Source organism: Streptomyces tamarix (assembly GCF_032423885.1).
GTDB classification, from domain to species: domain Bacteria; phylum Actinomycetota; class Actinomycetes; order Streptomycetales; family Streptomycetaceae; genus Streptomyces; species Streptomyces tamarix.
This window is the reverse complement of sequence record NZ_JAWCTQ010000003.1, coordinates 44,867-63,112: the sequence shown is the minus strand read 5'-3', so window position 1 is coordinate 63,112 and position 18,246 is coordinate 44,867. Positions and strand designations below refer to the sequence as shown.

General features: G+C 72.5%; 20 protein-coding genes. 6 read left to right on the top strand and 14 right to left on the bottom strand.

What is annotated here, in order from left to right:
* Window positions 1-79 precede the first annotated feature (79 nt).
* The 6 genes from RND61_RS03630 to RND61_RS03605 all read right to left on the bottom strand — a co-directional run bounded on the left by RND61_RS03630 (window position 80) and on the right by RND61_RS03605 (window position 8,311).
* Entirely contained in the window at window positions 80-961 is an 882-nt protein-coding gene (locus tag RND61_RS03630; RefSeq protein ID WP_315876181.1) for a siderophore-interacting protein, read from the bottom strand.
* Window positions 962-965: 4 nt separating this feature from the next.
* Entirely contained in the window at window positions 966-2,003 is a 1,038-nt protein-coding gene (locus RND61_RS03625) for an ABC transporter substrate-binding protein (RefSeq protein WP_315876180.1), read from the bottom strand.
* 605 nt (window positions 2,004-2,608) lie between these two features.
* Window positions 2,609-3,769: an acyl-CoA dehydrogenase family protein gene (locus RND61_RS03620; protein ID WP_315876179.1), complete on the bottom strand. Its 1,161-nt coding sequence runs from the start codon at window positions 3,767-3,769 to the stop codon at window positions 2,609-2,611.
* Between the two features lie 5 nt (window positions 3,770-3,774).
* Entirely contained in the window at window positions 3,775-4,710 is a 936-nt protein-coding gene (locus RND61_RS03615; protein ID WP_315876178.1) for a hydroxymethylglutaryl-CoA lyase, read from the bottom strand.
* A complete protein-coding gene (locus RND61_RS03610; protein ID WP_315876332.1) occupies window positions 4,707-6,659 on the bottom strand; it encodes an acetyl/propionyl/methylcrotonyl-CoA carboxylase subunit alpha in 1,953 nt (650 codons plus the stop codon). Before RND61_RS03610 ends, RND61_RS03615 begins: the two co-directional genes overlap by 4 nt.
* Before the next feature lie 20 nt (window positions 6,660-6,679).
* Window positions 6,680-8,311: a carboxyl transferase domain-containing protein gene (locus RND61_RS03605; RefSeq protein WP_315876177.1), complete on the bottom strand. Its 1,632-nt coding sequence runs from the start codon at window positions 8,309-8,311 to the stop codon at window positions 6,680-6,682.
* Window positions 8,312-8,407: 96 nt separating this feature from the next.
* Here RND61_RS03605 and RND61_RS03600 point away from each other — a divergent pair, with 96 nt between their 5' ends.
* A complete protein-coding gene (locus tag RND61_RS03600; RefSeq protein WP_315876176.1) occupies window positions 8,408-9,052 on the top strand; it encodes an SACE_7040 family transcriptional regulator in 645 nt (214 codons plus the stop codon).
* A gap of 97 nt (window positions 9,053-9,149) precedes the next feature.
* On the opposite strand, the gene RND61_RS03595 is transcribed toward RND61_RS03600, so the two are convergent.
* Window positions 9,150-9,665 carry a hypothetical protein gene (locus RND61_RS03595; RefSeq protein WP_315876175.1) on the bottom strand — a complete coding sequence of 172 codons (516 nt, stop codon included), beginning with the start codon at window positions 9,663-9,665 and terminating at the stop codon, window positions 9,150-9,152.
* 255 nt (window positions 9,666-9,920) lie between these two features.
* Between RND61_RS03595 and RND61_RS03590 the strand changes: the two genes are divergently transcribed.
* On the top strand, window positions 9,921-10,700 hold the full coding sequence (locus RND61_RS03590; RefSeq protein ID WP_315876174.1) for a phosphatase: 780 nt from the start codon (window positions 9,921-9,923) through the stop codon (window positions 10,698-10,700).
* A gap of 10 nt (window positions 10,701-10,710) precedes the next feature.
* Here RND61_RS03590 and RND61_RS03585 read toward each other — a convergent pair whose 3' ends face one another.
* The 3 genes from RND61_RS03585 to RND61_RS03575 all read right to left on the bottom strand — a co-directional run bounded on the left by RND61_RS03585 (window position 10,711) and on the right by RND61_RS03575 (window position 14,101).
* Window positions 10,711-11,583 carry an acyl-CoA thioesterase gene (locus RND61_RS03585; RefSeq protein ID WP_315876173.1) on the bottom strand — a complete coding sequence of 291 codons (873 nt, stop codon included), beginning with the start codon at window positions 11,581-11,583 and terminating at the stop codon, window positions 10,711-10,713.
* Window positions 11,584-11,589: 6 nt separating this feature from the next.
* Window positions 11,590-12,747 (bottom strand): acyl-CoA dehydrogenase family protein, encoded by a 1,158-nt coding sequence (locus RND61_RS03580; protein ID WP_315876172.1) that lies wholly within the window; start codon window positions 12,745-12,747, stop codon window positions 11,590-11,592.
* Between the two features lie 103 nt (window positions 12,748-12,850).
* Window positions 12,851-14,101, bottom strand: a complete 1,251-nt coding sequence (locus RND61_RS03575) for a helix-turn-helix domain-containing protein (RefSeq protein ID WP_315876171.1) — start codon at window positions 14,099-14,101, stop codon at window positions 12,851-12,853.
* Window positions 14,102-14,268: 167 nt separating this feature from the next.
* Between RND61_RS03575 and RND61_RS03570 the strand changes: the two genes are divergently transcribed.
* Complete coding sequence (locus RND61_RS03570) at window positions 14,269-14,874, top strand: hypothetical protein (protein ID WP_315876170.1); 606 nt, start codon at window positions 14,269-14,271, stop codon at window positions 14,872-14,874.
* Between the two features lie 203 nt (window positions 14,875-15,077).
* Here RND61_RS03570 and RND61_RS03565 read toward each other — a convergent pair whose 3' ends face one another.
* The 3 genes from RND61_RS03565 to RND61_RS03555 form a co-directional block, all read right to left on the bottom strand.
* On the bottom strand, window positions 15,078-15,293 hold the full coding sequence (locus RND61_RS03565) for a DUF397 domain-containing protein (protein ID WP_315876169.1): 216 nt from the start codon (window positions 15,291-15,293) through the stop codon (window positions 15,078-15,080).
* Between the two features lie 63 nt (window positions 15,294-15,356).
* Window positions 15,357-15,572, bottom strand: coding sequence for a DUF397 domain-containing protein (locus RND61_RS03560; RefSeq protein WP_315876168.1), 216 nt, complete (start codon window positions 15,570-15,572; stop codon window positions 15,357-15,359).
* Window positions 15,565-16,359 carry a helix-turn-helix domain-containing protein gene (locus RND61_RS03555; protein WP_315876167.1) on the bottom strand — a complete coding sequence of 265 codons (795 nt, stop codon included), beginning with the start codon at window positions 16,357-16,359 and terminating at the stop codon, window positions 15,565-15,567. Before RND61_RS03555 ends, RND61_RS03560 begins: the two co-directional genes overlap by 8 nt.
* A 197-nt stretch (window positions 16,360-16,556) precedes the next feature.
* Between RND61_RS03555 and RND61_RS03550 the strand changes: the two genes are divergently transcribed.
* Window positions 16,557-16,859, top strand: coding sequence for a hypothetical protein (locus RND61_RS03550; RefSeq protein WP_315876166.1), 303 nt, complete (start codon window positions 16,557-16,559; stop codon window positions 16,857-16,859).
* On the top strand, window positions 16,856-17,152 hold the full coding sequence (locus RND61_RS03545) for a hypothetical protein (protein ID WP_315876164.1): 297 nt from the start codon (window positions 16,856-16,858) through the stop codon (window positions 17,150-17,152). The genes RND61_RS03550 and RND61_RS03545 overlap by 4 nt, the downstream gene beginning before the upstream one ends.
* A gap of 23 nt (window positions 17,153-17,175) precedes the next feature.
* Here RND61_RS03545 and RND61_RS03540 read toward each other — a convergent pair whose 3' ends face one another.
* Window positions 17,176-17,475 carry a hypothetical protein gene (locus RND61_RS03540; protein ID WP_315876163.1) on the bottom strand — a complete coding sequence of 100 codons (300 nt, stop codon included), beginning with the start codon at window positions 17,473-17,475 and terminating at the stop codon, window positions 17,176-17,178.
* A gap of 106 nt (window positions 17,476-17,581) precedes the next feature.
* Between RND61_RS03540 and RND61_RS03535 the strand changes: the two genes are divergently transcribed.
* On the top strand, window positions 17,582-18,091 hold the full coding sequence (locus tag RND61_RS03535) for a DUF1203 domain-containing protein (RefSeq protein ID WP_315876162.1): 510 nt from the start codon (window positions 17,582-17,584) through the stop codon (window positions 18,089-18,091).
* The last annotated feature ends 155 nt before the right edge of the window (window positions 18,092-18,246 follow it).

Sequence of the window (18,246 nt, the reverse complement as noted above, 5' to 3'; positions counted from 1 at the left end):
TAACCTAAGTTGATCTCGCAACGTCGCTCGCCCCCACGGGTACGGCGTGAACTGCGGTGATGGGCGCGGCGGACGGTTCCTACGCCTGGTCGGCGGTCTCGGGCTCGGTCTCCGGGGCCTCGCGCAGGGCGTCCTCGCTCAGGCCCTTGCGCCAGTATCCGACGAACGTGACGCGGCGGCGATCCACCTGGCGCTCGTTCACGAAATGACGACGCAAAGCCTTCACCGAACCGGACTCGCCCGCGAGCCACACGTACGGCGCCGAACCGGACACCCCGGCCGCGCGGACCGCCTCGACGGCCGAGGGCGCACCCTCGTCCCGCACGAGCCAGGTCACCGTCGCGTCCGCCGCGGTGCGCGGCTGGATCCGGTCGCCGGCGTGCGGGACCTCCAGCCACACCCGGACCCTGGTCCCGGCCGGCAGCCACTCCAGGATCGCCGAGGCGGCGGGCAGCGCCGTCTCGTCGGCCCACATCAGCACCTCGTCGGCGTCCTCCGGCAACCGGAAACGGACGCCGGTGTTGTCCTCCACGGTCGGACCCAGGACGGCCACGCGGTCGCCCTGGGCCGCCCGCAGCGCCCAACGGCAGGCGGGGCCGCCGTCCTCGTGGACGGCGAAGTCGATGTCGACCTCCGTCGTCCCGTCGTCGGCCCGGCGCTGCTCCCGCACCGTGTACGAGCGCATGACGGCCCGCACGTCGTCCGGCATGGCCCGCCACGCGCCCAGCGCGCCGTACAGGTCGCCGTCGACGACGGCCGGCACGACCGGCTCCGGCTGGCCCGGATGCGGCAGGAACAGCGACAGGCTCTGGTCCCGGCCCCCGGAGGCGAAGCCCGACAGGTCCTCGTCACCGGCGCCGGTGAAGGTCACGCGGACCAGCGACGGCCCGAGCCGCCGCGTCCGTACGACCTGGAGGGGGAAGAAGTTGAACGGCAGTGCGGCGGTCTCGGCGGTCGTCATGGGGTCAGGCCACCTTCTTCGCGTTCTCGATCGCCTTGGCGAGGTCCTCCAGCAGCGGGGCGCACTTCTCGTACGAGTAGATGGGCTCCGTGACACGGGGGATGACCTGGCCGGCCTTGACGGCGGGAAGCTGCGCCCAGGTCGGCTTGGAGGCGAGGTCCTTGGGCTGGATGGCCGAGCTGCGGTTGTCCATCATGATGATGTCGGCCTTGTACTTGTCGACGTTCTCCCAGCTCAGGCCCTCGAACCAGCCGCCCTGGTCGAGCTTCGTGGGCACGACGACGTTCACGCCGAGCTCCTTGAAGTACAGGGTGTCGGTGGGGCGGGCCGGGGTGGAGACGTAGAACAGGTCGGCGCTGGCCGAACCGATGAGGACCTTGATCTCCGGCTTGGCCTTGGCGGCGGCGCGCAGCCGCGCGGCGGCGGCCTCGAAGCGGGCCTTGCTGTCGGTGACCTTCTTCGACGTCACGTCGCCGCCCAGGCTCTTCGCCAGGTCGGCGTGGCGCTGGAGCACCTTCGGCATCGACTGGTCGGCGGCCCACAGGGCGACGCTCGGGGCCAGCTTGAGGATCTTGTCCTTGGACTCGTCCGGCACGTACCAGAGCGCGTCCTTCTCCCACATGTCCGTGATGAGGACCTCGGGCTGGAGCTTGATGTACTCCTCGATGTTGAACTCGCCCCAGACGTTGCCGATGATCTTGACCTTGGCGATGTCGAGGTCGCCGGCCTGGACGTCGGGCTTGCCGTCGGCGGTCTTCGTCGGGCCGAAGACGCCCTTCACCTCGACGCCGAAGTCGTGCAGCGCCGCCGCCATGCCCGTGAAGGCGACGATGTTCTTCGGAGTGGCCTTGGCCTCCGCCACGACACCCCGGTCATCGGTGAACTTCCACGGGCCCGACGTCGCCGCGGCGTCCGCGCCGCCGGACTTCTCGGCGCCCTCGTCCTTGCCGCACGCGGCGAGCGCGGCGCCCAGCCCCAGGGCGCCTCCCGCGGCGAGGAGTCCACGTCGGGTCAGGTGGGTGGCTCGGGCGTTGCTGGGCATGGCGGGGTCGCTTTCGTACGGCCGGATTCCGGCCACTGGGCAAGTTCGAAGGTAGGTTAGCCTAACCTCAGATCTTGTCCAGAGGGCGGTCCTTCTTTTGAGCTCGTTCCGCCTCCGGGGCGCTGTGAGCGGGTGTCGAGACGGCGAACGTGCTCAGCGCTTCGCGCCTCCGCGCGATCGCCCCCTCGACACCCGCGCGCCCCTTCGGCTCCACGAGCGGCCCACGGGAGCGCCGTCCCCCTCCCGACCCGCAGGGACTTCGGCTCCAGGAGTGGCCCACAGGGGTGCCGTCCCCCTCCCGGCCCGCAAGGGGCCTCGGCCTCATGAGCCGTGTGACCTTTCGGCTTCACGAGCGGCCCACGGGAGCACCGTCCCCCTCCCGGCCCGCAAGGGGCCTCGGCCTCATGAGCCGTGTGACCCTTCGGCTCCACGAGCAGCCCACGGGAGCACCGTCCCCCTCCCGGCTACAGGGTCTTCGGCTCCAGGAGTGGCCCACGGGGCACCGTCCCCTCCCGGCCCGCAGGGGGCTTCCGCCCCACCCGTCGCGCCCCCCTCCTGGCCTACAAGGGCCTTCGGGCTCGCGGGGCGCGCCCAGGGGGGAACCGTCAGGCCGAAAGGCCCAGTTCGCGGGCGATGAGCATGCGCTGCACCTCGCTCGTGCCCTCGCCGATCTCCAGGATCTTGGAGTCCCGCCACATCCGCGCCACCGGGTACTCGTTCATGAAGCCGTACCCGCCGTGGATCTGCGTCGCCTCCCGCGCGTTGTCGACGGCGACGGTCGACGAGTACAGCTTCGCCAGCGCCGCCTCCTTCTTGAACGGCTCGCCCAGCACCAGCCGGGACGCCGCGTCCCGCCAGCCGATCCGGGCCATGTGCGCCCGCATCTCCATGTCGGCCAGCTTGAACTGGATCGCCTGGTTGTCCCCGATGGGCCGGCCGAAGGCGTGACGTTCCTTCGCGTACCTCACCGACTCGTCGACACAGCCCTGCGCCAGGCCCGTGGCCAGCGCCGCGATCGCGATGCGGCCCTCGTCCAGGATGCGGAGGAACTGCGCGTACCCGCGGCCCTCCTCGCCCAGCAGGTTCGTCACGGGCACGCGGACGTCGGAGAACGACAGCTCACGCGTGTCCGAGGCGTTCCAGCCGACCTTCGAGTACGGCGCGGCGACGGTGAAGCCCGGCGTGCCCGACGGGACGATGATGGACGAGATCTCCGGGCGGCCGTCCGGCTTGCGGCCCGTCACGGCGGTCACCGTCACCAGGCCCGTGATGTCCGTGCCGGAGTTGGTGATGAAGCACTTCGTGCCGTTGATCACCCACTCGTCGCCGTCCCGCACGGCCGTCGTGCGCGTCCCGCCCGCGTCCGAGCCGCACTCCGGCTCGGTCAGCCCGAACGCGCCCAGCACCTCCCCGGAACACAGCCGCGGCAGCCACTCCCGCTTCTGCTCCTCCGTGCCGAACCGGTGGATCGGCATCGCGCCCAGCGAGACGCCCGCCTCCAGGGTGATGGCCACCGACGAGTCGACGCGGGCCAACTCCTCCAGGGCGATGCCCAGCGCCAGGTAGTCGCCGCCCATCCCGCCGTACTCCTCGGGGAACGGCAGGCCGAACAGGCCCATGCGGCCCATGTCCCGCACGATCTCGTACGGGAACTCGTGGCGCTCGTAGAAGTCGCCGATCTTCGGCGCCACCACGTCGTGGGCGAACTCCTCGACGGTGCGGCGCAGTTCCTCGTGCTCGGCGGAGAGCCGGTGGTCCAGGGGCATGGGGGTCACTCCTTGTGGGAGAGGGCGCGGACGGTACGGGACGGGCTCGGGCGGCCCAGCTCCTCGGCCAGCCACACGCTCGTGGCGGTCAGCCGGCCCAGATCGACCCCGGTCTCGATGCCGAGGCCGTGGAGCATCCACACGAGGTCCTCGGTGGCGAGGTTCCCGGTGGCGGACTTGGCGTAGGGGCAGCCGCCGAGCCCGCCCGCGGAGGCGTCGACGGTGGTCACGCCGTGCTGGAGCGCGGCGAACGTGTTGGCGAGGGCCTGCCCGTACGTGTCGTGGAAGTGCACGGCGAGCGCGGACGCCGGCACGCCGGCCGCGCCCAGGGCCGTCAACAGGGCCGCCACGTGGCCGGGCGTGGCCACGCCGATCGTGTCCCCGAGGCTCAGCTCGTCGCACCCCAGGTCGGCCAGGCGGCGGGCGACGCCGACGACCCGTTCGACGGGGACGGGACCCTCCCACGGGTCCCCGAAGCACATCGACAGGTAGCCGCGCACCGCCAGCCCCTCCGCCTTGGCGCGGGCGACGACCGGCTCGAACATGGCGAGCGACTCGTCCACCGTGCGGTTCAGGTTGGCCCGGGCGAACGACTCGGTCGCGCTGGCGAACACGGCGACCTCGCGGGCCCCCAGCGCGAGCGCCCGGTCCAGCCCCCGCTCGTTCGGCACGAGCACCGGCAGGCGCACGTCCAGGTCGCGCACGAGCGGGAACAACTGCTCGGCGTCGGCCAACTGCGGCACCCACCTGGGGTGGACGAAGCTGGTCGCCTCGACCGTGTCCAGCCCGGCGTCCGCGAGGCGGCGGACGAACTCGGCCTTCACCCCGGTCGGCACGACGCCCGGCTCGTTCTGCAGCCCGTCACGCGGGCCCACCTCGTGGATCCGCACGCGCGCGGGCAGCCCCGGCGCGGGAACCTCCATCGGGAGTCCACCGGTCATGTCGCGTCCTCCTCCGGGGCGTGCGGTTCGACGACGGCGAGCACCTGGTCCATGGCGACCGTCGTCCCGGGCGTGACGTCCAGCTCGACGACCGTGCCGTCGTGCGGGGCGGAGATGACGTGTTCCATCTTCATCGCCTCCACCACGACCAGCCCCTGCCCGGCCGTCACCCCGTCGCCCACGGCCACCTTCACCACCGTGACCGTGCCGGGCATCGGCGCGGTGAGCGCGTCGGCCCCGGCGTGCGCCGAACGGGTGAGGGAGGCGGCGACCGGGTCGTGGTCCAGGACGTTCCAGCCGTCCCCGTCCCGGCCGAGCCAGGTGCCGGCGCGGTGGAACGCGTGCGTCACGCCGTCCAGCGTGACCGTCACCCGGTCGGCGGTCACCGTACGGTCCGTGGCGCGCGCCCGGTGGGTGACGGGTTCGAGCCCCGCGACCCGCAGGTGGTGGGTGACCGGTAGCCGCTCGCCGCCCAGCCGCCACCCGCTCGGCACGGAGAACGGGTCGGTCCACCCGCGCGCGTCCGGCCGCGCGGCGAGCGCCTCCTCCCGCACGGCCGCCGCCGCCTCGTACACCTCCTCCGGCACCCCGTCCGGGACCAGCGCGTCGGCCTCCCGCTCCACCAGGCCCGTGTCCATCTCGCCCGCCACCACGTCCGGGTGGGCCAGGAGGCGGCGCAGGAACCCGGCGTTCGTCGGCACGCCGAGCGTGACCGTGTCCGCGAGGGCGGCGCGCAGCCTGCGCAGGGCGGTGGCCCGGTCCGGGCCGTGGGCGACGACCTTCGACAGCATCGGGTCGTACAGGCTGGACACCTCGGTGCCGACGCTCAGCCCCGAGTCCGTCCGCACCCCCGCGCCCTGCGGCTCGCGCAGCGCGAGGACCGTGCCGCCGGACGGGAGGAAGCCGCGCGCCGGCTCCTCGGCGCAGACGCGGGCCTCCACCGCGTGCCCGGTGAGGGCGATGTCCTCCTGCCGGAACGGCAGCTCCTCGCCGGCCGCGACGCGCAACTGCCACTCCACCAGGTCCAGGCCCGTGACCAGCTCGGTCACCGGGTGCTCGACCTGGAGGCGGGTGTTCATCTCCATGAAGTAGTACTGGGTGGGGTCGCCGCCCGGGACGATGAACTCCACCGTCCCCGCGCCCCGGTAGTCGCACGAGCGGGCCGCCTGGACGGCCGCCTCGCCCATCGCGGCGCGCGTCCCCTCGTCCAGCAGGACGGACGGCGCCTCCTCGATGACCTTCTGGTGGCGGCGCTGGAGGGAGCACTCCCGCTCCCCGAGGTGCACGACGTTGCCGTGGCCGTCGGCGAGGACCTGGATCTCGATGTGCCGGGGCCGGTCGATCCACCGCTCCACCAGCAGCGTGTCGTCGCCGAACGACGCCCGCGCCTCCCGGCGGGCCGCCGCGATCTCGTCCGCCAGCGCGGCCTCGGCCCGCACCAGGCGCATGCCCTTGCCGCCGCCGCCCGCCGAGGGCTTCAGCAGCACCGGCATGCCGATCTCCCGCGCCGCGTCGGCCAGTTCGCCGTCGCTCAGGCCGCTGCCCGAGGAGCCGGGCACGACCGGGACGCCGGCCGCCCGTACGGTCTCCTTCGCGCGGATCTTGTCGCCCATCAGGGAGATCGCGTCGGCGGGCGGCCCGATGAAGACCAGCCCCGCGTCGGCGCAGGCCCGCGCGAACGCGGCGTTCTCCGCGAGGAACCCGTACCCGGGGTGGACGGCCCGGGCGCCGGTCCGGGCGGCGGCCTCCAGCAGCCGGTCGACGCGCAGGTAGCTCTCGCGGGCCGGCGGGGGGCCGATCCGCACCGCCGTGTCGGCCTCCCGCACGTGCCGGGCACCGGCGTCGGCGTCGCTGAACACGGCGACCGACCGCACCCCCAGGGCGCGGAGCGTGCGGATGACGCGGACCGCGATCTCGCCCCGGTTGGCGACGAGGACAGTGTCGAACATCGTCATGGTCGTCAGGTCCCTCACATCCGGAAGACGCCGAAGCCGGGCGCCCCGGGGTCCCGCTGGGGGAGGGGGGCGTTGGCGCACGCGGTCAGGGCCAGGCCCACCGCCTGGCGGGTGTCCAGCGGGTCGATGACCCCGTCGTCCCACAGCCGGGCCGTCGCGTAGTACGCGCTGCCCTGCCGTTCGTACTGGGCGCGGACCGGGGCCTTGAACTCCTCCTCCGCCTCCGCCGGCCAGCTCTCGCCGCGCGCCTCCAACTGGTCGCGCTTGACGGTGGCGAGGACGGACGCGGCCTGCTCGCCGCCCATCACGGAGATCTTGGCGTTGGGCCACATCCACAGGAAGCGGGGGCTGTAGGCCCGGCCGCACATCGAGTAGTTGCCCGCGCCGTACGAGCCGCCGACGACGACCGTCAGCTTCGGCACGCGCGTGCAGGCCACGGCCGTGACCATCTTCGCGCCGTGCTTGGCGATGCCGCCCGCCTCGTAGTCCCGGCCCACCATGAAGCCCGAGATGTTCTGCAGGAACAGCAGCGGGATGCCGCGCTGGTCGCACAGCTCGATGAAGTGGGCGCCCTTCTGCGCGGACTCGGCGAACAGGATGCCGTTGTTGGCGACGATCCCCACCGGGTGCCCGTGGATCCGGGCGAAGCCCGTCACCAGCGTCTGCCCGAACTCGGCCTTGAACTCCGAGAACCGGGAGCCGTCCGTGACGCGCGCGATCACCTCCCGCACGTCGTACGGCGTGCGGGGGTCGACCGGCACCGCCCCGTACAGCCCCGCCGGGTCGACCTTCGGCTCCTCGACCGGCTCGACCGTCCAGGGGAGTTCCCCGCGCGCGGGGAGCGTCGCCACGATGTTCCGCACGATCCGCAGGGCGTGCGCGTCGTCCTCTGCGAGGTGGTCGGTCACCCCGGACGTGCGGGAGTGGACCTCGCCGCCGCCCAGCTCCTCCGCGGTGACGACCTCGCCCGTGGCGGCCTTCACCAGCGGCGGGCCGCCCAGGAAGATCGTGCCCTGGTTCCGGACGATCACGGCCTCGTCGCTCATCGCCGGCACGTACGCCCCGCCGGCCGTGCACGAGCCGAGGACGGCGGCGATCTGCGGGATGCCCGCGCCGGACATGCGGGCCTGGTTGTAGAAGATCCGCCCGAAGTGGTCCCGGTCCGGGAACACCTCGTCCTGCATCGGCAGGAACGCGCCGCCCGAGTCCACCAGGTACACGCAGGGCAGCCGGTTCTCCAGGGCCACCTCCTGCGCGCGCAGGTGCTTCTTGACGGTCATCGGGTAGTACGTGCCCCCCTTGACCGTCGCGTCGTTGGCGACGACGACCACCTCGCGACCGCTGACCCGGCCGATGCCGGCGATCACCCCGGCGGCGGGCGCCTGGTCGTCGTACATGCCGTTCGCCGCGAGCGGGGCCAGCTCCAGGAAGGGCGAGCCCGGGTCCAGAAGCGCGTCGACGCGGTCGCGCGGCAGCAGCTTGCCGCGCGCGGTGTGCCGGGCGCGCGCCTTCTCGCCGCCGCCGAGCCGGGCGGCGGCCAGCCGCGCCCGGAGGTCGTCGGCCAGCTCCCGGTGCGCCGCCTCGTTGGCCTGCCAGGCCGCCGACGCGGGATCCGCCGCGCTCGCCAGCACAGGTGCCTGCTGCATCGTGTCGAGCCCCCTTGCCCGTACGAGAGCGTTAATGAGCGTTAACGTATGGCCTTCAGGTTAACGAGCGCTAACCGCATTGTCTAGAATCGATCCATGACCACCAGGACCGACGCCCCGACACGCCGCGAGCAGATCCTCCGGGAGGCCGCCCGTCTCTTCGCCGAGCGCGGCTTCCACGGCGTGGGCGTCGACGAGATAGGCGCCGCGGTCGGCATCAGCGGTCCCGGCCTGTACCGGCACTTCGCGGGCAAGGACGCCATGCTGGCCGAGCTGCTCGTCGGGATCAGCGAGCGCCTCCTCGACGGCGGTCGCCGCCGCGTCGCGGAGTCCGACGGCGACCCGGAGGCGCTGCTCTCCGCCCTGATCGACGGCCACATCGACTTCGCGCTCAACGACCGCTCGCTCATCACCCTGCACGACCGCGAGCTGGACCGCCTGCGCGACGCCGAGCGCAAGCGGGTCCGCCAGCTCCAGCGGCAGTACGTCGAGCTGTGGGTCGACGCGGTCCGCCGGGCCTACCCGTCCCTGGACGAGTCCGACGCCCGGGCCGCCGTCCACGCGGTCTTCGGCCTGCTCAACTCCACCCCGCACCTCGGCCCCGCCGGGACCCTCGCGGACAGCCCCGCCACGGCCGCCCTGCTGCACCGCCTCGCCCGTGGCGCCTTCGCGGCGGCGGCGCCCCGCACCCAGGAAGCCCCCGCCGGAGCCCCTGTCGCCGGAGCCCCCGCGGCCGGCTGAGGCGCCCGCCGGGTGAGGCGCCCGCCGGTGGGACGCGCGAAGGGCCGGCCGCGGCGGTCGGTGACCCCGCGGCCGGCCCCTCCACGTCACGCCCGCGTCAGCAGGCGTACGTCGTGCCGTCCGCCGCGTTGCCCCAGTTGCAGGGGCTGATGGAGCCGGTGGACGTGTTGTTGTCCGGGCTGCCGGGCTTCTTCAGGCGCAGGTCCGGGTTGCGGGACCGGCCGTCGTTGGGCAGGACGTGCCGCGCGTAGCCGCGGTAGATGTGGTGCCAGCCGCTGCTGTCCCGGTGGTTGGTGCCGCTGCCGGTGTGCACGTACGCCTTGGCCCCGGCGGGCAGGTTGTACGAGGGCAGCGCGCGACCGTACGAGTTGGTGGAGATGTCCGGGACGTACCCGCCCGTGTTCACCGTCCGCGTGGTGACGTTCTTGATGACGAAGTACTCGCCGTTCAGGTTGAGCTGGCGACTGCCGCTGACGTCCGCCCCCGAGGTGTTGGGCCGCACGTGGGTGACCATGAGCGCGCCCGTCGTGGAGGCGGCGTGGCCGTTGGTGGGCAGGGCGGCGAGGGACAGGGCGGCCGTCGACAGGGCGACGGCGCGTATCGCACGGTTCAAAGAGGTGCCTTTCTCCTGCGGTGCCGGGCACGGCGGCCCGGCCGTTCGGGGACGTCGCGTCCCGGGCGGTGAGGGGTGGCGGGCGCCAGTCTGCCCGCCCCGCGGCGGTTACGGGCGGGTTTCCCGCCAGTCGGTCCGAAGATCCCGTACGAATCCGAAGATCCCGTACGAAGGGGCCCGCGCGTCCCGTGCGCAGGGGGACCCGCGCGGCGGAACGGCTCGGCCACGGCCGGAGGCGGGCGGCACAATGGGGGGATGCCGATACCCAGCCGCGCCGCCCTCGTCGAGCACCTCGTCCGCACGCGCATCGCGGGAGACGTCGCCACCCCGCGCGACAACAACCTCGCCCACTACCGCAAGCTCGCGAACGGCGACCGCCACTACTGGCTCGGCCTGGAACTGGGCGACCGCTGGACCGACGAGCAGGACGTGCTCGCCGTGATGGCCGAGCGGTGCGGCGTCGACGACGACCCCGGGCACCGCGCCGGCCAGGACACGATCGACCCGGAGCTGACCGTCGACGCCCTGGACCGGATGGCCGCCCGCCTCCGCAAGGCCGCCGCGGCCCGGGAGCGGGTCCTCTTCGCGACCGGCCACCCCGGCGCCCTCCTCGACGTGCACAGCCGCACCGCCGCCGCGCTGCGCGCCGCCGGCTGCGACGTCGTCCGCATCCCCGGCGGGCTCACCGCCGACGAGGGGTACGTGGTGCAGTTCGCGGACGTGGCCGTGTTCGAGCGGGGCGCCACGCTGTGGCACACCCACTCGCCGGAGCCGATGAACGCGGTCCTCGACGGGCTGCGCGCCGTGGAACAGCCCCTGCCGGACCTGGTCGTCGCCGACCACGGCTGGGCGGGCCGCGCGGGCCAGCGCGGCGTCGACGCGGTCGGCTACGCGGACTGCAACGACCCGGCCCTGTTCATCGGGGAGGCCGAGGGCACCCTCCAGGTCACGGTCCCCCTCGACGACCACGTCCTGGACCCGCGCTTCTACGAGCCCCTGACCGCCTACCTCCTGGGCGCGGCCGGCCTGCTCTGACCCGCCGGGCTCACCGCGGGACGCGGACCACGCCCTCCTGGACGACGGAGACGGCCAGGCGGCCGTCGCGCGTCCAGATGCGGGCCTGGCCCAGGCCCCGGCCGGCGGACGACGACGGGGACTCCTGGTCGTACAGCAGCCACGCGTCGGCGCGGAGCGGGCGGTGGAACCACATCGCGTGGTCCAGGGACGCGCCGACCACGTCGCCGACGCCCCAGCCGCCCCGCCCGTGGGCGAGCAGCACCGGGTCGAGGAGCGTCATGTCGGAGACGTACGCGACGAGGCAGACGTGCAGCAGGGGGTCGTCCGGGAGCTCGCCGTCCACGCGGAACCAGACCCGCGAGCGCGGCGCGCGGGGCTCGCCGGGCGCCGCGTACGGCGGCTCGCCCACGTAGCGCAGGTCCACCGCGGCGCGCGCCTCCAGCAGCCGCTCGGCGAAGTCCGGGACGGTGAACCGGTCGGCGTGCCGGGCGAGGGACTCCCGCGTCGTCAGCAGGGTCTCCGGGCCCGGCACGGACGGCATGCCCGCCTGGTGGTCGAGGCCCTCCTCGTACGCCTGGAACGACGCCGACAGGTGGAAGATCGGCTTCCCGTGCTGGACGGCGACCACGCGGCGGTTGGTGAAGGACCGCCCGTCGCGGATGCGCTCCACGGCGTAGGCGATCGGCGCGTCCGGGTCGCCCGCGCGCAGGAAGTACGCGTGCAGGGAGTGCGCCGCGCGCCCCTCGGGCACGGTGCGGCCGGCCGCGACCAGCGCCTGGGCCACGACCTGGCCGCCGAAGACCCGGGGCGCGACCGCGCCGCGCGACCGGCCCCGGAAGGTGTCCTCCCCGGCCCGCTCCACGTCGAGCAGGTCGAGGAGGTCGTCGAGTGCTTCGCCCACCTGCGGTTACAGGCCCATCGACTTGGCGATGATGGACTTCATGACCTCGCTGGTACCGCCGTAGATGCGGTTGACGCGGTTGTCCGCGTACAGGCGGGCGATCGGGTACTCGTTCATGTAGCCGTAGCCGCCGTGGAGCTGGAGGCAGCGGTCGATGACGCGGTGCGCGACCTCGGTGCAGAACAGCTTGGCGGACGCGGCCTCGGCGGCGGTCAGCTCCCCGGCGTCCAGGGCCTCCAGGGCGCGGTCGGCGACGGCCTCGGCGGCGTCCACCTCGGCCTGGCAGGCGGCCAGCTCGAACTTCGTGTTCTGGAAGTGCGCGACCGGCTTGCCGAAGACGGTGCGCTCCTGCACGTACTGCTGGGCGAACCGGACGGCGGCCTTGGCCTGCGCGTACGCGCCGAAGGCGATGCCCCAGCGCTCGGAGGGCAGGTTCTGGCCGAGGTAGTAGAAGCCCTTGTTCTCCTCGCCGAGCAGGTCCTCGACCGGGACCTTGACGTCGACGAAGGCCAGCTCGGCCGTGTCGGAGGTGCGCAGGCCCAGCTTGTCCAGCTTGCGGCCGACGGAGTAGCCCTCGGACTTCGCGTCCACCGCGAACAGGGAGATGCCGAAGCGGCGGTCGTCCTCGCGCGGCGCGGAGGTGCGGGCGCAGACGATGACGCGGTCGGCCTGCACGCCGCCGGTGATGAAGGTCTTGGCGCCGTTGAGGACGTAGTGCGTGCCGTCCTCGGAGAGCTTGGCGGTGGTCTTCATGCCCGCGACGTCGGAGCCGGTGCCCGGCTCGGTCATCGCCAGCGCCCACATCTCCTCGCCGGTGACGAACTTCGGCAGGTAGCGCTTCTTCTGCTCGTCGGTGGCGAGCATCTTCAGGTACGGCAGGGCGAGCAGCACGTGCACGCCGGAGCCGCCGAAGCTGACGCCCGCGCGGGCGGTCTCCTCGTACTGGACCGCCTCGAACTTGTGGGTGTCCAGCCCGGCGCCGCCGAACTCCTCGGGAACGTTGATGCCGAAGACGCCCAGCTCACCGAGCTTGTAGTAGAACTCGCGCGGCGCCTGGCCGGCGGCGAACCACTCGTCGTAGACGGGGACGACCTCGGCCTCGATGAAGGCGCGGATGGTGTCCCGGAACGCCTCGTGGTCCTCGTTGAATACGGTACGGCGCACGAGCCGCCTCCTTCGGTTCCTGTCCTGGTCCGGCCGGCACACCGACGCTCCGACATGTGTCTAAGCGCTTGCTCAGCCTGTGTCAGTCGAAGTTACTCATCAGTCATCCGGTCTGTCCAGACTCCGCGTCTGTGATCCAGAGCCCTTCGGCGGAGTCGTACGCGTACGCCGGCCTCCCCCGGATCCCGCTCGTGCGGAAGGGCCTCCCGCCGTCCGTGATCCGCACCGTCCCCGAACGGCCCCCGGCGCTCCATTCCAGCTCCAGGTACCAGCGGCAGTCACAACCCGCCGTCCGGGCGGAGACGAGCAACTCCTCGGGGTCGGAGGAGGTGACCTTGTACGGGAAGGAGACGGCCGGGATCGTCCGGACCTCGGCGCCGGAGGCGTCAAGGCCGTCGACGGGCCTCGCGAGCGGGCGCGGCCGGTCGAGGTCCACGGCGAAGTGGCGCGGTGTGACGGCGCCGCCGCAGCCGTTGTCCATCCGGTACGCGTTCCACGGCAGCGGCGCGGCCCGGTCGACCACGCGCACGTGCAGGGCCTGGAGGACGACGGCGTCGGACGGTGACCGGCCCTGGAGCGTGATCCGCACCAGCGCCTCCCCGCCGTGCACGGCACCGTGCGTCCGGGCCCACGCTCCGGAGTCGGCCGCGACCGGCGGCGGGGCGACCGCGCGGGGGGCCCGGTCCACGACGTAGGTGTGCCCGCAGCCGCCCTGCCAGAGCTGGGAGGCGATGGTCCAGGTGAAGGGGAGGGGGGCCGCGGTCCGCCCCGGAGGGGTGGGAGCGGGAGCGGGGGCGGAAGGCGTACGGGTGGGGTGGCCGAGCAGGGCGGCGGCGAGGGCGAGCACGACGAGGGCCACGGCGGCGGCGACGAGGAGGGAAGCGGGGGCGGCACGACGGGGGCGGGCGCGGGGCGCCTCCGGCGCGGCCGGGGCGGGGGCGGCCGGGTCCGGGGCGGGGGTGAGGGTCGGTTGCGGCTTCGATTCGGGCGCGGCCGGTTCCGGGTCCGATACCGGCGCGGTCGGCACAGGCGAGGGCGAGGGCGAGGGCGAGGTCGTGGGCGCGGGCGGGGGTGAGGCCATGGGCGTGGGCGAGGCCGTTCGGTGGCGGGCGCGGTCCGCCTCCGCCCAGGCCGCCTCCAGGGCCCGCCGTTCCTCCTCGTCCGCCCCGCACAGCAGGGCGAGGCGGTCGACCACGGCGAACTCCTCCGGGACGGTCGCGCCGGAGCAGTAGCGGTGGAGGGTGGACGCGCTGACGCTCAGCCGCCGGCCCAGCGCCTCGTAACTCCGACCGTCCCGCGCCTTCAGCGCGCGCACGAGCCCCGCGAACTCCTCGACGGCTGCGTCCTTCGGCATTCCATCCCCCTCGACCCCGCGTCCCACCCTTCACGTCCTTGCACGTCAGCGGGGGTGGAATGGTTCCGGGACGGATGGTGGGCGCATGATCGTTGCAGGCGGCGGGCGCCGGCCCCACGCTGGTGGAGAACCGACCGAACGAACGACCCGACGGGGGATCCACCACCGTGAACAAGCTCCGCACCGCACTCGCCACCGCCGCCGCTGCCGCCCTGGGCCTCGCGGCCCTCGCCACGGCCCCGGCGCAGGCCGCCGCCCAGCCCGCCTTCCTCGCCGCCTCCCAGATGCCGCCGTCGTCGACGCCGTGGACCGCCACCCAGGTCTTCACCGGCGTCCCGGAGAACGGCGGCGCCCTCTGCGCCCCGTACAAGATCCCGGCGCAGAACAGCCGCTACCGCGAGTTCAACACCGAGCTCGACACCAACGGCCTCCAGATCACCACCGTCGCCCGCACCGAGGCCGACGCCGTGAAGCTGGTCGACACCCTCCGCACGTCCCTCGCCGGCTGCGGCCCCCTGCTGGAGCGGCAGAACCCGGGCCTGCAGGCCGTCAGCGCCTTCCACGGCAAGCTCGCCGTCGAGGAGGGCGCCTGGGTCTACAGCCTGGACACCGCCGACCCGCAGATCGGCAACTCCGACATCCACCTGTTCTCCGTCGGCCGCGACGGCCGCACCGTCACCTTCGTCCGCTGGGGCCAGATGGGCGACTTCAAGGACGCCCCGCTGACCGCCTTCCGCACCACGACGAAGACCGCCGTCAACAAGCTCCACTGACCCGGGGGCTCCCCGAGGGCCGACCCCAGCTCGACAGCGGCGCGACCGGAACCCGGCCGCGCCGCTGTCGTGCCCCTCTGGTTCGGAGCGCCGAGAGCCCCCGGGCGGTGGGTACCGCGAGGCTCCTGCGCCGTACCGGCGACCGGAGGGGCCGCCGCGCGGCCGAGCGCTCGAACGCCCCCTTGGGACGGGTGGCGCCCGGGTCAGGCGAGGGTGTTCTTGAGGGCCGCGACGAAGGGCGCCCAGGCGGTGGCCGGGAAGACGATGGCGGGGCCGTGGGGGGCCTTGGAGTCGCGGACGGGGACGCCGGAGGGGTGGCCGTCCAGGACTTCGACGCAACTGCCGCCTTCAGGGCCGCTGTACGACGACTTGCGCCAGCCGGTCAGGCAGTCTGCGTCTCGAACGGTGTGCTCAGTCATGTACGTGTCCTTTCGCGAGTGCTCTCGTGAGAGGGGGTGGCTTGCTGAGCGGTGGCTTCTGGGTTAGGCAGGGGTGCTCTTGAGGGCTGCGACGAAGGGCGTCCAAGCGGTCGTGGGGAAGATGATGGCGGGGCCGTGGGGGATCTTGGAGTCGCGGACGGGGATGCCCTGCGGATGGTTGTCCAGTACTTCGACGCAACTCCCCCCGTCCCCACTGCTGTAGGGGGACTTGCGCCAGCCGCTCAGTGTGGCCGCGTTGGGGATCGTGCGCTTAGCCATGGTGCCCGTATTCCTTTGCCGTTGCCCTCAGGAGGGCGAGCGTCTCCTTGCGGGGGAGCGCGTCACCCAAGGCGAGAGTGTAGGTGCGATGCAGTGTCTCAACCAGAGCAGGTGAGTCGTGCAGCTTGCCCATCAGTATGCCCTCGCCGTAGGCGACGGGAGGCTGGTCGTCGAACGACATGAGCGACAGCATCCCCTGGAGCAGTGGGTAGTAACCGGCCTTGAAAGGCAGGATGTGTACACGGATGCGCTCTTGCTCCGCCATGCGGACGATATGGATGAGTTGTTCCGCCATGACCGTTGGGCTTCCGACGCAGCGACGCAGCACCGACTCGTCCAAGAGAGCACAGAACAGCGGGGTGACCGGATTGGTGAGAATTTTCCCCCGATCCAGTCGTGTGACAAGGAGCCTGTCACATTCCTCTTCACTCCGAGGAGGGAACCAGGGACGTAGAACTGCGCGGGCGTATCCTTCTGTCTGCAACACGCCAGGAACTAGTGACAGTGCGAACTCCTGAATCACCGTCGCCTGCTGTTCGAGTTGTCGGGCCGCCTCGAAGTAGTCCGCGACCGCCACGTCTTCCTGCGGCAGGAAGCTGCTCAGGACGTTCCCCGTGTTCAGCGCCATGTCCAGCCTGCGGGCGTCCTCCTTGGACGGGATGCGGCGGCCCGCTTCGATGTGGGCGATGTGCGAACGGGTCATGATCGCGGCATCGGCCAGTTCCTGCTGGGTGAGGCCGGCCGCTTCCCGTTGCGCCTTCAACCATTCCCCATAGACGTTGCTCACCGTCAACTCCCTTGCGACGAATGCACTGTCACACCGAACCCCCTGGTCAGCGTAGCCCGACCGGTCTCACGCTGTGAGTGAATCGCTACGGAGCGGAGTGCCGGGCGGCCGTCTCGGCGCCGCTCCACGCACAGGACCCCCGCGACCGACGTGAACGGTCCGGGGGCGTGGCCATCAACTGACCAGGAGTTGACGACGTGTTGCACTGTATCGCCCACCTGCTCGACCCACTGCTGCGGCTCCTGTGGCCCCCGCCGTACGGACGGCACCGGCCGCCGCGCCCCGGCCGTGAACCCGAGTGCCGCCCGGCGGCGGCCCCGCCCCGGCCCGCCCTCCCGCCGCGGCCGTGCTTCCGGGGCGAGGACAGCCCCCTCGTCCGCCCGTACCTCGTCGCCCACGAGCGCCGCCGGGCGGAGACCCGCCACCGTGTCCTCCGGTTCGCCGTGCACGGCGTCGACCTCGGCCCGCGCGTCGTCCGCGGAACGGAGGCGGCGGCGTGACCGGTCACAGCGCGGAGTACGTCCGCCTGCTCCCGTGGACCGGGTCCGAGGGGAAGCCCTGCTACCTCATCGGGGACGGTGAGGGGTACGTCTCCCGCATGGCCGACGAGGTCGAGAGCGTGCAGCTCGACATGGCCGACGACCTGCTCAGCCACGTCGACGACCTGCTGGGCGACCACCGGGCCACCTCCGAGCAACTGCGCTACGTCGTCGCCCGCCTGGCGGAGTCCCTGCGCGACGTGCACCGCATCGCGCGCAGCCGGGGCGCCCGGCTGGCGCTCCGAACCGGATAGCGCCGGTGGTGGAAGTGACGTCGTCAGTCGCCGTTGAAGACGAGGTACCGGTGGGCCTTGCGGTCGACTTGAGCGGCCAGGGCAAGGATTTCGTGCACCGCCTCGGCTTCTTCGGCGGCTGCGCCTTCCGCCAAGGCCCGGAGTTCCGGGATCAGGACCCTGAGCTGCGACTGATTGAACACGGTGTCGTCGTAGGGATCGACGCATCCGAGCAGGGGCAGGTTCTGGCTCGTCGCCCGTTCACACAGGGCGGGGACGGAAGGGTGCGCGCACGTGGCTTCGACCGTGCCGGTAAATGTCCGAACCTGAACGCTGATTCCCATAAGGGCATGTTAAGGCGTGTCTCGAATGCGCTGGCGCGCGTCTGTGACCGAACTTGATGTCGGATTCCCGCCAGCGTCGGTGATTTCACCCACGCAGCCTGTGTGCATGACGACAGCGACTTATCAGCCGACTGCCATCGCTCCCCACGTTCTCGACGTGCTCCGCGAACGCGACGATGCCGGTGTGGTTCCCCGTCCCTACGCGTACGACACGGACGGATCGCCCTTGCGCTGCTGTTTGCGCCGTAGCCGTGCCGGCGAGCGGATCTCGCTGGTGTCGTACGCTCCGCTGCGCCGGTGGGCGGCGGAGGTGGGCGTCGACCCCGGGGCCTATGACGAGGTGGGCCCGGTTTTCATCCACACCGACCCGTGCGAGGGCCCGGATGCGGCGTTCTATCCGTTCGCCGAGACCGGGGCACTGCGCGTCTTCCGCCGATACGGCGGTGACGGTCGGATCGCGGGAGGCACGATCGTGCAGTTGCCGGACGATCCCGGCCACGCACAGACCGTCGTGGACCGCGCCCTGCACGCGGCCTTCGCCGACCCCGAAGTCGCACTCGTGCACGTACGGGCGGTGGAGTACGGCTGCTTCCAATACGAGGTGCGCAGGCCCTGACCACAAGCCAGGGCCTCGCTCCGCACGGCATGTGCCGATCACGGCCGCTCGTTGACGGCGGCCACGAGGACAGTCGCTTCGTAGCGGACCGCGAACTTGTCGTACCTCGTGGCCACGGCCCGGTGGCGCTTGAGGCGGTGGGCCCCACCCTCGAT